This window comes from Bradyrhizobium sp. AZCC 1678 (genome assembly GCF_036924765.1).
Lineage (GTDB): Bacteria > Pseudomonadota > Alphaproteobacteria > Rhizobiales > Xanthobacteraceae > Bradyrhizobium > Bradyrhizobium algeriense.
On the sequence record NZ_JAZHSE010000001.1, the window covers coordinates 5,700,448 to 5,715,218 of the forward strand.

Annotated in this window: 12 protein-coding genes; 6 read left to right on the forward strand and 6 right to left on the reverse strand. The window is 63.3% G+C overall.

All coding sequences use genetic code 11. The features are described from left to right. Positions 1-207 precede the first annotated feature (207 nt). The 4 genes from V1294_RS27450 to V1294_RS27465 form a co-directional block, all read right to left on the reverse strand. Positions 208-1,824 carry an ABC transporter ATP-binding protein gene (locus tag V1294_RS27450; RefSeq protein ID WP_334501520.1) on the reverse strand — a complete coding sequence of 539 codons (1,617 nt, stop codon included), beginning with the start codon at positions 1,822-1,824 and terminating at the stop codon, positions 208-210. 1 nt (position 1,825) lies between these two features. After that, positions 1,826-2,749, reverse strand: coding sequence for an ABC transporter permease (locus V1294_RS27455; protein ID WP_334501522.1), 924 nt, complete (start codon positions 2,747-2,749; stop codon positions 1,826-1,828). After that, positions 2,749-3,690, reverse strand: a complete 942-nt coding sequence (locus V1294_RS27460; RefSeq protein WP_334504847.1) for an ABC transporter permease — start codon at positions 3,688-3,690, stop codon at positions 2,749-2,751. The genes V1294_RS27455 and V1294_RS27460 overlap by 1 nt, the downstream gene beginning before the upstream one ends. 68 nt (positions 3,691-3,758) lie before the next feature. Then, positions 3,759-5,339: an ABC transporter substrate-binding protein gene (locus V1294_RS27465; protein WP_334501524.1), complete on the reverse strand. Its 1,581-nt coding sequence runs from the start codon at positions 5,337-5,339 to the stop codon at positions 3,759-3,761. A 406-nt stretch (positions 5,340-5,745) separates the two neighbouring features. Here V1294_RS27465 and V1294_RS27470 point away from each other — a divergent pair, with 406 nt between their 5' ends. From V1294_RS27470 to V1294_RS27495, 6 genes are all read left to right on the forward strand, one after another. Continuing rightward, positions 5,746-6,876 (forward strand): M20/M25/M40 family metallo-hydrolase, encoded by a 1,131-nt coding sequence (locus V1294_RS27470; RefSeq protein WP_334501526.1) that lies wholly within the window; start codon positions 5,746-5,748, stop codon positions 6,874-6,876. Between the two features lie 228 nt (positions 6,877-7,104). Beyond that, on the forward strand, positions 7,105-8,637 hold the full coding sequence (locus V1294_RS27475; RefSeq protein WP_334501528.1) for a M81 family metallopeptidase: 1,533 nt from the start codon (positions 7,105-7,107) through the stop codon (positions 8,635-8,637). 5 nt (positions 8,638-8,642) lie between these two features. Beyond that, positions 8,643-9,815 (forward strand): M20 aminoacylase family protein, encoded by a 1,173-nt coding sequence (locus V1294_RS27480; RefSeq protein WP_334501530.1) that lies wholly within the window; start codon positions 8,643-8,645, stop codon positions 9,813-9,815. Beyond that, on the forward strand, positions 9,808-11,238 hold the full coding sequence (locus V1294_RS27485; protein ID WP_334501532.1) for an amidase: 1,431 nt from the start codon (positions 9,808-9,810) through the stop codon (positions 11,236-11,238). Before V1294_RS27480 ends, V1294_RS27485 begins: the two co-directional genes overlap by 8 nt. Positions 11,239-11,412: 174 nt before the next feature. Then, a complete protein-coding gene (locus tag V1294_RS27490) occupies positions 11,413-12,303 on the forward strand; it encodes a crotonase/enoyl-CoA hydratase family protein (protein WP_334479263.1) in 891 nt (296 codons plus the stop codon). Next, the gene (locus tag V1294_RS27495) at positions 12,300-13,073 is read left to right on the forward strand and encodes an esterase/lipase family protein (RefSeq protein WP_334501534.1); all 774 of its coding nucleotides are present in this window, start codon (positions 12,300-12,302) and stop codon (positions 13,071-13,073) included. Before V1294_RS27490 ends, V1294_RS27495 begins: the two co-directional genes overlap by 4 nt. A 7-nt stretch (positions 13,074-13,080) precedes the next feature. Here V1294_RS27495 and V1294_RS27500 read toward each other — a convergent pair whose 3' ends face one another. Continuing rightward, a complete protein-coding gene (locus V1294_RS27500) occupies positions 13,081-14,055 on the reverse strand; it encodes an NADPH:quinone oxidoreductase family protein (protein ID WP_334501536.1) in 975 nt (324 codons plus the stop codon). Continuing rightward, positions 14,055-14,675, reverse strand: a complete 621-nt coding sequence (locus V1294_RS27505; protein WP_334501539.1) for a 2-hydroxychromene-2-carboxylate isomerase — start codon at positions 14,673-14,675, stop codon at positions 14,055-14,057. The genes V1294_RS27500 and V1294_RS27505 overlap by 1 nt, the downstream gene beginning before the upstream one ends. Between the last annotated feature and the right edge of the window lie 96 nt (positions 14,676-14,771).

The following is a 14,771-nucleotide window of genomic DNA, read 5'->3' on the forward strand; positions in this document are numbered from 1 at the left end:
CCTCCCAGCCACAGCAACCGCCAATCCCCCCGCCGCTGGCGAATGATGGCCCGGAACTGGTGCGGGATAGCCACTGCTAGCTTCACCGTCATTGCCTGCGACAAACGCGAAGCGTTTGCGCAAGGGAGCGTTAGCGACGACTGCGTCCGCCGAAGCTCAAAGAGCGAAGGCGGACAAGTCGCTTCACAAAACGGGTCGATGACGCCATCAGGCGCTAGCGGCGAATTCCTGATTCCGGCCCGGAGCGGCGTCGAACAGCGCCTTGGTGTATTCGTGCTGGGGCGCAGCAAAAACGTCTGCCGTGGCGCCCTGCTCGACAATCACCCCGCGCTGCATGACCGCGATCCGGTCACAGACCTGGGCGGCCACGCGTAGATCATGCGTGATGAACAGCACCGCCAGATCGAACTTGCGGCGCACTTCGTCCAGAAGCTTCAGCACCTGATCCTGCACGGAGACGTCGAGCGCCGATACCGGCTCGTCGCCGATCAGCAATTCAGGCTCCATCGCCAAAGCCCGCGCGATGCAGATCCGCTGGCGCTGGCCGCCGGAGAACTGATGCGGGAAGCGATCGATCGCGGCCGGCGGCAGATGCACCACCGCCATCAGGTCTCGTGCCCGCTGCAGCGCCTCCTTGCGGCTGAGGCCAAAATTCATCGGCCCCTCAATGATCGCCTCGCCGACCGTGCGGCGCGGATTGAGCGATCGATACGGGTCCTGGAAGATGAACTGAACACGCCGGCGCATCGGACGGAATTTTGCTTCCCGCATCGCCGCGATATCAACGCCGTCGATCTTGATGCCGCCGGCCGACGTATCGACCAGCCGCGCGACGCAGCGCGCCACCGTCGATTTGCCGGAACCGGACTCGCCGACGATGCCCAGCGTTTCGCCGCGCCGGATCATCAGCGAGACGTCCTTGACTGCGGCGACCACGCGCGCCTTCGGCTGAAACAGCGAGCGCTTGCCATAGGTCTTGAAAAGATTCTCGGTCTCCAGAACCACCGGTCCGGTCACCGGCGATCGCTTTGGCGGCGTCATGCTCGGCACCGCGCCCAATAGCATCCTGGTATAGTCCTCGCGCGGATTCCGCAGCAGCTCCTCGCAGGGGCCCTGCTCCACGATCCGGCCCATCTGCATCACCACGACACGGTCGGCGATCTCGGAGACGACGCCGAAATCATGAGTGATGAACAGCACGCCGGTTTTCTTGCGGCCCTGCATTTCCCGCACGAGCTTGAGGATCTGCGCCTGCGTGGTGACGTCGAGCGCGGTGGTCGGCTCGTCGGCAATCAGCAGCGCGGGGTCGAGCACCAGCGCCGCCGCGATCATGATCCGCTGGCGCTGACCGCCGGAGAGCTGATGCGGATAGGCGTCGATCATCTGTTCGGGATCGGGCAGATGCACCGCGCGCATGATCTCGAGCACACGCGCGCGCTGCTCTTTCTGGTCGAGGCTGGTGTGGATCTCCAGCACTTCGCGGATCTGGTCGCCGACCCGCTCGACCGGATTGAGCGCGGTCATCGGCTCTTGAAATACCATGGCCATGCGGGTGCCGCGGATCGCGCGCAGCTCGGCGTCGGACTTGGTGAGCAGTTGATCGCCCTGCAGCCGGATCGAGCCGCTCTCGACCTGCATCGCGCCTTTCGGCAGCAGGCCCATCACGGCCTGCGCCGTCACCGATTTGCCGGAGCCGGATTCGCCGACCACGCAGACGATCTCGTCGGCACCGACAGTCAGGTTGATGCCCTGCACGGCATGCGTCCTGTCGCCTCCGTTGATGGCGACGGAAAGATTCGAGACTTCGAGGACAGCGTTGCTCACATCACACCCGCTTCGCCATTTTGGGATCGAGCGTATCGCGCAAGCCGTCGCCGAGAACGTTGACGGCAAGGATCGTGAACGCAAGGCACACGCCGGGATAGATGATGTTGTGCGGATACAGGCTGAAGACCTGCCGGCCCTCGGCCATGATGTTGCCCCAGGTCGGCACCTCCGGCGGCACGCCGATGCCGAGGAACGACAGGATGGCCTCGATGAGAATGGCCGAGGCGCAGATGAAGGTGCCCTGCACGATCATGGGCGCGATCGTGTTGGGCAGCACATGCCGCCACAACAATTTCGGAACCGAAGTCCCGAGCGTGACCGCGGCCTCGACATAGGGCTCCTCGCGCACGCTGAGCACGATCGAGCGCACCAGCCGGACCACGCCGGGAATCTGCGGAACGGTGATCGCGATAATCACCGTCCACACACTGGAGCGGAACAGCGACACCATGGCGATCGCCAGCAGGATCGCCGGGATCGCCATCAGGCCGTCCATGATCCGCATGATCACGGCATCCAGAATGCGGAAGAAGCCGGCCAGCAAGCCAATGAACAGGCCGGCGGCGACGCTGATCAGCGCAACGGAAACGCCGACCAGGAGCGAGACGCGCGCGCCATAGACGACGCGGCTGTAGACGTCGCGCCCGAGCCCGTCGGTGCCGAAGGCGGCAATCATGCGAATGCGCTCGCCGGTATCGGTCCGCATCGAAAATTCCGCGCCGGGAACCTTGTTGCGCGCCACCGGATTGATCGCCGTCGGGTCGATGGTGCCGAGCAAGGGCGCCAGCAGCCCCATCAACAGGACAATCGCGATGACTGTGGCGCCGAAAACCACGCTCGGGTTGCGCAGCAATTTGCGAAACGCAGCCGGCTTGGTTTCGCTAGCCGGCAGTACGGGTTCGAGGATCGTCGTGTCCACCATCAGTAGCGAATCCTGGGATCGAGCACGGTATAGATCATATCAACCGTCAGGTTGATCATGACGTAGACGAACGAAAACAAGAGGATCACGGCCTGGATCGTCGGATAGTCGCGCGCCAGCACCGCGTCGACCGTCAGCCGGCCAAGGCCGGGGATCGTGAACACGCTTTCGGTCACGACGACGCCGCCGATCAACAGCGCCACACCGAGGCCGATCACCGTGACGATGGGCACGGCCGCGTTGCGCAGGGCATGACGGAACAATACCTTTCGCTCGGACTGTCCTTTGGCGCGCGCGGTGCGGATGTAATCTTCCGAGAGCACCTCGAGCACGCTGGTGCGGGTCATGCGCGCAATCAGCGCCACATAGATCACCGAGAGCGTCACCGAGGGCAGCAGCAGCCGCAGGGCCCAGCCGCCCACGCCTTCGGAAAGGCGCTGATAGCCCTGCACGGGCAACCAGTTCAGCCAGATCGAAAACACATAGATCAGGAGATAACCGACCACGAACACCGGCACCGAAAATCCGAGCACCGAGAAACCCATCACAATGCGGTCGAGCCAGCTCCCGTGCCAGTGCGCCGCCATCACGCCAAGCGGCACCGCCAGGCACACGGCGATCAGCATCGTGAAGAAGGCCAGTGACAGCGTCGGTTCGATCCGCTCGCCGATCAGCGCGGCGACCGTCTTCTTGAAGAAGAAGCTTTCGCCGAAATCGCCCGTCAGCACCCTGCCCGACCAGATGAAGAACTGCTGCATCATCGGCTTGTCGAGGCCGAGCTGGCTGCGGATCTGCGCCACCTGTTCGGCGTTGGCGTTGTCGCCGGCGATGATCGCGGCCGGGTCCGACGGCGTCAGGCGAAGCATCAGGAAGATAAAGACCGCAACGACCAGCAGCACGGGAATGGTGCCGAGCAGCCGCCGCAGGAGATAGCCATACATGGACATGATCAACTCGACCCTGGAACGGCACGGGCGGAGAACAATGTCCCCCGCCCGTGCCGCTCAACTCACTTGGTGACTTCGATGTTCCAGAACACCGGGACCGGCGCGGTGATGAAGCCCTTGACGTTCTTGCGCATCGCAGCCGGCTGCACATATTCGCCGACCGGGATCTCGGGCGTCACCTCGATGGTGCGCAACTGCACGGCCTCCGCAATCGCCTTCTGCTTGGCGGGGTCCGCCTCGCGCGCAAAATCGTCGCGCAGCTTTTCGAGCTGGGCGTCGCATGGCCAGCCGAACAGCGCCTTCTCGCAGGACGCGTTCAGATAGGCGGTCGAGACCGGGTTCATCACGTCGGCGGCGACCCAGGCGGTCAGGAACGCGTTCCAGCCGCCGGCGTCGGGAGCATCCTTCTTGGCGCGGCGCGCGACGAGCGTCTGCCAATCCATCGATTGCATGTCGACCTTGAAGCCCGCCTTCTCCATCAGCGATTTCGCCACCGGCGCAAGGTTGGTCAGCACCTTCAGATCGGTGGAGTGCATCAGCACGACAGGGGTGCCGTCGTAGCCGGCTTCCTTCAAAAGCTCCTGCGCCTTCTTGGCGTTGGAGGTGAGAAGTCCATCCATTCCCTTGGTCGACGCAAACGGCGTGCCGCAGATGAACAGCGCCTTGCACTCCTTGATGTATTGCTCATCACCGATGGTCGCCATCAGGAAGTCTTCCTGATTGAAGGCGTACCAGAGCGCCTGGCGAATCTTCGGATTGTCGAACGGCTTGTGGATATGGTTGGGACGGAAGACGTATTGCGCCTTCAAGAACGGCGAGATGAAGACCGAGACATTGGGGTCCTTTTTCAGCGTCCCCAGCAAATCATGGCTCGGCTGCTCGACTAAATCGATTTCGCCCTTGGACAGCGCGTTAACGGCCTGCTGCGCGTCGGAGATCGCGCGCCACTCGACGCGGTCGACCTTGACGACCTTGCCGCCGGACAGGGCGGACACCGGTTCACTGCGCGGTTTGTACTTGTCGAACTTGACGTAGACGGTCTTGTCGCCCGGCCTCCATTCGTCCTTCTTGAAGACGAAGGGGCCGGATCCCGTGAAATCCTCGATCTGCTTGTTGGGGTCCGTTTCCGCCACGCGTTTGGGCATCATGAACGGCACGTTCGACGAGGGCTTCGAGAGGCCCAGCAGCACGAGACCTGTCGATTCCTTGAGCTTGATGGTGAAAGTCTTGGCATCGACAGCGGTCATCGAGTCGACGAACGTCATCATCTTCTGGCCGAGGGAGTCCTTCGCGGCCCAGCGTTTGATCGAGGCAATGCAATCTTCCGACGTTACCGGTTGCCCGTCATGCCATAGCAGTCCCTCGCGCAGCGTGAAGGTGTAGCCCTTGCCGTCAGCCGCGGCTTCGTACTTCTCCACCATCTGCGGCTTGATCTCGCCCTTTTCATCCTGCGCGAGCAGCGTGTCGTAGATCATGTAGCCGTGGTTGCGGACGATATAGGCCGTGGTCCAGATCGGATCCAGGATCTTCAAATCCGAGTGCATGACGACGCGCAACGTGGTCTGGGCAAGCGCTGGCGCTGCCGCGACCACGAGGCTGCCGACGCAAGTCACAGCAAGAATTGCTTTTCTGAACGCATTCATTCCTTCGTCTCCGTTGTCGTCTTAACGCCCGAACGCCTATTGTTCAGGCCCCTGCCCAATTTCTCACCGGACTATAGGGTCGATATTCAGCTTCACAACACCCTTTTGACCCCGACGACACTGGGGACGCCGGCGCTCAGGCAGAAATCAGGACAGCCCTCCGGACAGGTTCTTTCGCGGCCGGCTTACGCTTGCCGCCGGATGGATTGCAGTCCCAGTTCAGCTCCGCCAACGCGCCTCCTCAAAAGTCTACAATCAAGAATGATGCCAGAATTACCGTTGCCCCTGCCTCGCGCCGGGAAGGTCCGAAGGTGCCATGTTTTCCCTTTACAAATTCGCCGCCGATCCCTCTCGTAAAGGGCCCACACCGAAACCAAACATTCCGGCCTAACCGGGAGGACCCATCATGAATCCTGCCAACCTTCCCTTCGATTCCGAGACCATGCTGCAGGGTTTGCGGGCCTGGGTGGAATGCGAAAGCCCCACCTGGGATTCGCGTGCGGTCGATCGCATGCTCGATCTTGCGGCGCGCGAAATGGCCATCATGGGTGCGACCATCGAACGCATCGCCGGACGGCAGGGGTTTGCCGGCTGCGTCCGCGCGCGCTTCCCTCACCCGAAGCAGGGCGAGCCCGGTATTCTGATCGCGGGCCATCTCGATACCGTCCATCCCGTCGGCACGCTGGAAAAGCTGGCGTGGCGGCGCGAAGGCAACAAATGCTACGGCCCGGGCATCTTCGACATGAAGGGCGGCAACTACCTCACCCTCGAAGCCATCCGGCAACTGGCCCGCGCCGCGTTCACGACGCCGCTGCCGATCACCGTGCTGTTCACGCCGGACGAAGAGGTCGGCACGCCGTCGACCCGCGACATCATCGAGGCCGAAGCCGCCCGCAACAAATATGTGCTGGTGCCGGAGCCCGGCCGCACGAACAACGGCGTGGTGACCGGGCGATATGCCATTGCCCGCTTCAATCTCGAAGCGGTCGGCAAGCCGAGCCATGCCGGCGCCACGCTCTCCGCCGGCCGTTCCGCGATCCGCGAAATGGCACGCCAGATTATCACGATCGACGGCATGACGACCGAAGATTGCACCTTCTCGGTCGGCATCGTGCACGGCGGCCAATGGGTCAATTGCGTTGCCACCACCTGCACCGGCGAGGCGCTCAGCATGGCCAAGCGACAGGCCGACCTCGATCGCGGCGTCGAACGGATGCTCGCGCTTTCCGGGAGCAGCAATGATGTCACGTTCAAGGTCACCCGCGGTGTGACCCGGCCGGTGTGGGAACCGGATGCCGGCACGATGGCGCTCTACGAGCAGGCCCGCAACGTGGCCCGGCAAATGGGCGTCGAACTCCCGCATGGCAGCGCCGGTGGCGGCTCCGACGGTAATTTTACGGGCGCGATGGGCATCCCCACCCTCGACGGCTTGGGTGTTCGCGGCGCCGACGCTCACACGCTTAACGAACATATCGAGGTCGACAGCCTCGCCGAGCGTGGCCGTTTGATGGCCGGATTGCTGGCGACGCTGAGTTGAGCGGCGTAGCGCCGCCCTCTCCCCGTCATTGCGAGCGAAGCGAAGCAATCCATAGCACGGCATAACCGATAGATGGATTGCTTCGTCGCTTCGCTCCTCGCAATGACGGGAGCCAAGACAATTGCTAACGCCCACGCGGCATGCAAAACGGAATTGCTTCGCAGCTTGCGCTTGCCACGATGTCACGCTTAACGTCCTCCCAACGAAAAGCATTGACCGAGAGACTTAATGACCCGCATCGCCGTTGGCGCCTTTCTGCACGAGACCAACACCTTCGCGCCAACCAAGGCGACCTATGAGGATTTCGTCCATGGCGGGGGCTGGCCGTCGATGGCGCACGGCGCCGACGTGCTCAAGGTCATGCGCAACATCAATGTCGGCCTTGCCGGCTTCGTCGAGGCGGCCGAAGCCAATGGCTGGGAGCTGGTCCCGACGATCTCGGCGGCTGCGGTCCCATCGGCGCATGTCACCAACGATGCCTTCGAACGCATCATGAAGGAGATGGTCGACGGCATCGCTGCGGCAGGATCCATCGATGCCGTCTATCTCGATCTGCACGGCGCCATGGTAACCGAACATTACGACGACGGCGAAGGCGAGACGCTTGCCCGCGTGCGCAAGGTGATCGGCAAGGACCTGCCGCTGGTCGTGAGCCTCGACCTCCATGCCAACGTCTCGCCCGAGATGATGGAACATGCCGATGCACTCATTGCCTACCGCACCTATCCCCACGTCGACATGGCCGACACCGGCCGCGCCTGTGCAAGACACCTGGCGCTGATGCTGAAGACGAATGCACGTTTTGCAAAAGCGTTCCGGCAATTGCCATTCCTGATCCCGATCTCCTGGCAATGCACCAACGACCAGCCGACCAAGGGCATCTATCAGAATCTTGCGGCCCTGGAGAGTGACGCAGTGCCGACACTGTCGTTCGCGCCGGGCTTCCCGGCGGCGGACTTCAGGGATTGCGGGCCGAGCGTGTTTGCCTACGGCCGGACGCAGGCCGATGCGGATGCCGCAGCCGACAAACTGGTGGCGCTGGTCGAGAGCCACGAGGACGATTTCGACGGCCGCATCTATTCGCCCGACGACGGCGTGCGCCTCGCGATGGAACTGGCGAAATCGGCAAGCAAGCCGATCGTCATCGCCGACACCCAGGACAATCCCGGCGCCGGCGGCGATTCCGACACCACGGGCATGCTGCGCGCGCTGGTGCGCAACAAGGCCTCCGGTGCCACCGGCGTGATCAACGATCCGGAGTCGGCTAGCGCTGCGCATGCGGCCGGCGTCGGCGCCACGGTTACGCTTTCGCTTGGCGGCAAGTCGGGCATATCAGGCGACGCGCCATACAGGGAAACTTTCGTCGTCGAAAAACTGTCCGACGGCAAATTCGTGGCGGCCGGCCCCTATTATCGCGGACGCGACATGGATATGGGGCCGTCGGCCTGCCTGCGCATCGGCGACGTCCGCGTGGTCGTCGGCTCCTACAAGGCGCAACTCGCGGACCAGTCGATGTACCGCTATGTCGGCATCGAGCCGACCGAACAGAAAATCCTGGTCAACAAGAGCTCGGTGCATTTCCGCGCCGATTTCGAACCGATCGCTGAAAAGCTTTTAATCTGCGCCGCGCCCGGCGCGATGCCGGCCGATACGGCAACATTACCCTGGACGCGGCTGCGTCCGGGCATCCGCATCAAGCCGAACGGCCCCGCCTTCACCCCATCCGTTCAATCTCGCTCAACATCTCCAGTCACGGGATAACAGACATGCCCACCATCGACCGCATCGACGGCTATGCCGAAGAACTCACCGCCATCAGACGCGATCTGCACGCCCATCCCGAGGTCGGCTTCGAGGAAGTGCGCACGTCCGGCATCGTCGCGGAGAAGCTGAAGGGATGGGGCATCGAGGTGCATCGCGGCCTCGGCGGCACCGGCGTGATCGGCGTGCTCAAGGGCAATGGCAATGGCGGCAAGCGCATCGGCTTGCGCGCCGACATGGACGCACTGCCGATGGAAGAGAACACCAACCTGAAATGGCGCTCGACGATTCCCGGCCGCTTCCACGGCTGCGGCCATGACGGCCACACCACGATGCTGCTCGGCACCGCGCGCTATCTGGCCGAGACCAAGAATTTCGACGGCACCGTGCATTTCATCTTCCAGCCCGCCGAGGAAGGCCTTGGCGGCGCCCGCGCCATGATCAAGGACGGCCTGTTCCAGAAATTTCCCTGCGACGAGGTCTACGGCCTGCACAACGCGCCGGACCTGAACCACGGCGAGATCGCGATCCTGCCGGGACCGGCGATGGCCGGCGCCGATTTCTTCGACATCACCATCCAGGGCTACGGCGCGCATGGCGCGATGCCGGAACGCTCCAAGGACGCGGTGGTGATCGCGACCACGCTGGCTCAGGCGCTGCAGACCATCGTCAGCCGCAACGTCGATCCCTTGAAGGCGGCGGTGCTGTCGATCACCCAGATTCACGCGGGTTCCGCCTATAACGTAATCCCCGGCGACGCCAAGCTGTGCGGCACGGTGCGTGCGTTCGACGACGGCGTGCGCGCGCTGATCCGTGAACGCATGCGCGCGATCAGCGCCGGCATTGCCGCGACCTTCCAGTGCGAAATATCCGTCGATATCCGCGATGGTTTCAGCGTGCTGGTCAACGAGGAGGAACAGTCCAGGGTGGTCGAGGCCGTGGCGAAGACCGTGGTCGATCCGGCCAATGTGTTGACGCGCTCGACGCCGAAGATGGGAAGCGAGGATTTCGCCGACATGATGCAGCTGGTGCCCGGCGCCTATTTCTGGATCGGCCATGACGGCTCGGTGCCGGTGCACAATCCCGGCTACGTCCTCGACGACAAGATTCTGCCGATCGGCGCCAGCATGTTCGCCCGCATCATCGAAACCCGTCTCCCGGTAGGTTCGCATGCATAAAACCATCAATGAAGAACGAGAAGAAGTCACCTCGCTGCATGACCTTTCCGCCACCGACCTGATCGCGGGCTATCGCGCCAAGCAGTTCACGCCATCGGAAGTGCTGGAGGAAGTGATTGAGCACGTCGCGGCGTGGGAGCCGCACATCAAGGCGCTCTATCTGTTCGATCCCGAGGGCGCGCGCGCTGCCGCGAAGGCCTCGACCGACCGCTGGCAGAGGGGCGAGCCCGCGGGCACGCTCGACGGCATTCCGGTCACCATCAAGGACAATATCGCCACCAAGGGCCAGCCGATCCCGCTGGGTGCCGCCAGTGTCAAGCTTATACCGGCAGAGAAAGATGCGCCGCCCGCCGCGCGGTTGCGTGAATCCGGCGCGATCATCTTCTCCAAGACCACGATGCCTGATTACGGCATGCTGTCGTCGGGCCTCTCCAGTTTCCATCCCCTCACCCGCAATCCCTGGGACCTCAGCAAGAATCCCGGCGGCTCCTCCTCCGGCGCGGGCGCGGCGGGCGCGGCCGGTTACGGCCCGCTGCATCTGGGCACCGACATCGGCGGCTCGGTGCGGCTGCCGGCCTGCTGGTGCGGCCTCGTCGCACTGAAGCCGAGTTTTGGGCGCGTTCCGGTCGATCCGCCCTATGTCGGACGTGTCGCCGGGCCGATGACCCGTACCGTCGACGACGCAGCGCTGATGATGTGCGTATTGTCGAAGCCGGACCGCCGCGACGGCATGAGCCTGCCGGCCGACAGCAGCATTCACTGGAAGACACTCGACAAGTCACCGCGCAAGGTTCGCATCGGCCTGATGCTCGATGCCGGCACCGGCCAGGCGCTGGAAAGCGACGTGCGAAGCGTTGCCGTCAAAGCTGCCAAGGCGTTCGAGTCCGCCGGCGCCGTCGTCACCGAAGTCGACGGCATCCTGACGCGCGAGATGCTCGATGGGATCGACAATTTCTTTCGGGCGCGGATGTGGGACGATCTCTCAAAACTTTCGCCCGAGGAACGCGGCAAGGCGCTGCCTTACATCCACACATGGGCGGAAGCCGGCGCAAGACTTTCCGGCGTCGATGTCATCAGGGGATTCAATGCGACGATGGCAATCCGCGCCGCTGCCGCAAAGCTGTTCCACGACCTCGACTATGTGATTTCGCCGGTGTCGCCGGTGGTGAACTTCCCGGCCGAGTTCGCCGCGCCGATCAACGATCCGGACAAGCCGTTCGAGCACATTGCCTATACCGTGCCTTGGAATATGTCTGAAAATCCCGCGATCTCGATCAACGGCGGCTATGACAGCAAGGGCTTCCCGATCGGCGTGCAGATCATCGGCCGCCGCTTCGACGATCTCGGCGTGCTCGGCATGGCCAAGGCGTTCGAAGGCCTGCGCGGCCCGCAGCGGCCGTGGCCGTCGCCGCCGAAGAAATAATTCTTGTCGTCATTCCGGGTCGTCGCGCAGCGACGAACTATGGTGCGCAATTGCGCACCTGAGAATCTCCTGCGACAAACCGATCGAGATTCCGGGTTCGCGCCAAGAGTGGCGCGCCCCGGAATGACGAGATAAAAATAATCAACAAAAGATCACAGGAAGGAAAGCACCCCCATGGCGTATGAGACCATCAAGTACGAGGTCGACGATCAGATTCTCACCATCACGCTGAACCGGCCCGACAAGCTCAACGCCTTCAACGGCACGATGCAGCAGGAACTGATCGACGCCTTCGACGCGGCCGACAAGGACGACAATGTCCGCGCCATCATCGTGACCGGCGCGGGGCGCGGCTTCTGCGCCGGCGCCGACCTCTCGTCCGGCGCCAACACTTTTGACCGCGACGCGCGGCGCGGGCCGGTGAAGCGGCTGGCCAGCGGCGCGGTCGACTACAGCGATCCCATGGTGCGCGACGGCGGCGGCCAGGTGACGCTGCGCATCTTCAAATGCCTGAAGCCGGTGATCGCCGCGGTGAACGGCCCCGCCGTCGGTATCGGCGTCACCATGCAGCTCGCGATGGACATCCGCATCGCCTCGGAAGCCGCCCGCTTCGGCTTCGTGTTTTCCCAGCGCGGCATCGTGCCCGAGGCCGCTTCGAGCTGGTTCCTGCCGCGCATCGTCGGTATCTCGCAGGCGCTGGAATGGTGTTATTCGGGCCGTGTCTTCCCGGCGCAGGAGGCGCTGGCCGGCCGCCTCGTCAGCAAGGTGGTGCCGCCGGACGATCTGCTGCCGACCGCGCGTGCATTGGCAAAAGAATTTGCCGCCAAGACCGCGCCGGTGTCGGTGGCGCTGATCCGGCAGATGATGTGGCGCATGATGGGCGCCGACGATCCGATGGAAGCCCACAAGGTCGACAGCCGCGGCATCTACGCGCGCGGGCGTTCGGACGACGTCAAGGAAGGCGTGGTGTCGTTCCTGGAAAAGCGCCCGGCCGAATTCAAGAACAAGGTTTCGAGCGACATGCCCGACTATTTCCCGTGGTGGCAAGAGCGCGAGTATAAGTGAGCGACCGGCCCGCATCGGCCAACGCGACGCAAGACGGCGTCGTCCTGCTGCATGGCATCAGCAGAACGGCGCGATCGTTTCGAAAGATGCAGACGGCGCTGGAAGGCTGTGGCTTCGCCACCCTCAACCAGGATTACGCGAGCCGCCGCAAGGCGCTCGAAGCGCTGGCGGAGGACATCCATCCCTCCATCCAGCGCTTTGCCGATGGCATCGATGGCTCCCTCCATTTTGTCGGCCATTCCATGGGCGGATTATTGGCGCGGGTCTACATTGCCAGATATCGGCCAAAGCGCCTGGGCCGCGTCGTCATGCTCGGCACGCCGAACAGCGGCAGCGAAATCGCCGACCGCCTGAAGAATGTTGGAGCCTACCGCACCTTCTTCGGACCGGCGGGACAGCAGCTCGGCACGCAGCGCGGTGCCGCGATCGAAGCGCTGTTTCCGCCGGTCGATTATTGCGTCGGCATCATCGCCGGAGACCGGTCGATCTATCCGATCACATCGGCATTCCTGCCGAAGCCGCATGATGGGCGGGTGTCGGTGGAGAACACCAGGCTCGACAGGATGGTGGATCAAGTCGTCGTTCACACATCGCATCCATGGCTGGTGCGGAATAGCGTCGCGATCGAGCAGACGATTGCGTTCTTGAGGGAGGGGCGTTTCAAACCCTCCGCTGCACCCGCGAAAGCGGGTGATCCAGTATTCCAGAGGCATCTGTGCTTGAACCGAAAAGCCGCGGCGTACTGGATGCCCCGCCTTCGCGGGGCATGACGGGAGACTATCCCATCGTCAACGCCACGCGGCCGATCGCCTTTCGATCGATGAGAAGCCGCATCGCCTTGGCGTAATCCTCAAGCGGCAACCGGTGCGAGATATTCGGACGCACCTTTCCCGCTTCGGCCCATTCCGTCAGCGCCTTGATCCTGACCTCGCCGAGCGCGGGATTTCTCCGCACCGCTTCGCCGGCGCGGACGCCGAGCACGCTGGCGCCCTTGATCATCAGCAGATTGGTCTTCGCAAGCCCGATGCCGCCGGTGAATCCGATGACCAGCAGCCGTGCACCCCAGTTGATGCAGCGCATCGAGTTCTCGAACACCTCGCCGCCGACGGGATCGAACACCACGTCCGCGCCCTCCCCGCCGGTGATGCGCTTCACGGCATCGCGGAACGGCTCCTGGTCGTAGCGGATGAGATGATCGGCGCCCCTCGCTTTCGCAATCGCAAGTTTTTCGTCGCTCGAAGCGGTCGCGATCACGGTGGCGCCTAGCATCTTACCGATTTCGACGGCGGCGAGCCCGACACCGCCGCCCGCGCCATGCACCAGCAACACCTCGCCCGGCTGAAGCCGGCCGCGGTCGATCAGCGCGTGATAGGCCGTGCCGTGGCCAGCCAGGAACGTCGCGCCCTCGGCATAGTCGAATGTCGACGGTAACCGCACGAGTTGCGAAGGCGTGGCGATAGCTTGATCGGAATAGGCGCCGTGCCGCATCTTGATGATCACGCGGTCACCAACCGCAACGCCTTCGGCCGCGTTGACCTCGACCACATCGCCAGCGGCTTCGACGCCCGGCGTGAACGGCAGCGGCGGCTTGAGCTGATAATCACCCGCCGCCATCAAAATATCGGGAAAATTAATGCCGGCGGCGCGGATAGCGACACGCACTTGCCCTGGCGCCAGCGGCACAGCGTCAAACGTTTCCAGGCGCAGGCTCTCGGGCGGACCAAGCTCGCGGCAAACGACGGCTTTCGGCATCAGGCGGCCCGCGCTTTCAGGCGCTGCAGCGCTTCGCGGATCAGCGGCATGCGGTCGTTGCCGAAATACATATCCGTCTTGTCGACAAAGATCGTCGGCGAACCAAAACCGCCGCGCGCCATCACCTCGTCGGTATTGGCCTTGAGCTGATCCTTGACCGCCTGCTGGCCGATGCCCTCGAAAAATTTGACATGATCGACGCCGGCCTTCTTGCAGACCTCCGTCAGCACCGAGTCCTGCGAGATGTCCTTGTCGCCACCCCAATAGGTCTCGAACACCGCGGTGGCAAACGGTACCATGCGCTCGCCAGATTCTTGGCCCAGCCAGATGCAGCCGCGCATCGCCTTGACGCTGTTTACGGGAAACACAGTCGGCGGCATCTTGATCGCAAGCCCCGCGGAGCGCGCCCAGTCGGCGAGATCCTTCTTCATGTAGCGCGCCTTCAACGGCACCGGCGTCTCGCGCTGGGCATAGACGCTTGGGTTGACGGTGTTGAAGATGCCGCCGACCAGGATCGGCCGCCAACTGATCTCGACGCCGAGCTCTTTGGCGAGCGGCTGGATGTTGTGGAAGGCGAGATAGGTCCAGGGACTGGAGCAGTCGAAGAAGAATTCGAGCATGGGTGTTTCCTCTTGTTGTTTGTGATCCGTGTTGTTTCCACCGTCATTGCGAGCGAAGCGAAGCAATCCATAGCGCCGCCCGGGGAAAGAATGGAT

What these genes read in the sequence shown, in the direction of transcription:
- V1294_RS27455 (WP_334501522.1), bottom strand. Translation starts at nt 2,749, where the DNA reads ATGGTGGACACGACGATCCTCGAACCCGTACTGCCGGCTAGCGAAACC.
- V1294_RS27460 (WP_334504847.1), bottom strand. Translation starts at nt 3,690, where the DNA reads ATGTATGGCTATCTCCTGCGGCGGCTGCTCGGCACCATTCCCGTGCTG.
- V1294_RS27465 (WP_334501524.1), bottom strand. Translation starts at nt 5,339, where the DNA reads ATGAATGCGTTCAGAAAAGCAATTCTTGCTGTGACTTGCGTCGGCAGC.
- V1294_RS27470 (WP_334501526.1), top strand. Translation starts at nt 5,746, where the DNA reads ATGAATCCTGCCAACCTTCCCTTCGATTCCGAGACCATGCTGCAGGGT.
- V1294_RS27475 (WP_334501528.1), top strand. Translation starts at nt 7,105, where the DNA reads ATGACCCGCATCGCCGTTGGCGCCTTTCTGCACGAGACCAACACCTTC.
- V1294_RS27480 (WP_334501530.1), top strand. Translation starts at nt 8,643, where the DNA reads ATGCCCACCATCGACCGCATCGACGGCTATGCCGAAGAACTCACCGCC.
- V1294_RS27485 (WP_334501532.1), top strand. Translation starts at nt 9,808, where the DNA reads ATGCATAAAACCATCAATGAAGAACGAGAAGAAGTCACCTCGCTGCAT.
- V1294_RS27490 (WP_334479263.1), top strand. Translation starts at nt 11,413, where the DNA reads ATGGCGTATGAGACCATCAAGTACGAGGTCGACGATCAGATTCTCACC.
- V1294_RS27500 (WP_334501536.1), bottom strand. Translation starts at nt 14,055, where the DNA reads ATGCCGAAAGCCGTCGTTTGCCGCGAGCTTGGTCCGCCCGAGAGCCTG.
- V1294_RS27505 (WP_334501539.1), bottom strand. Translation starts at nt 14,675, where the DNA reads ATGCTCGAATTCTTCTTCGACTGCTCCAGTCCCTGGACCTATCTCGCC.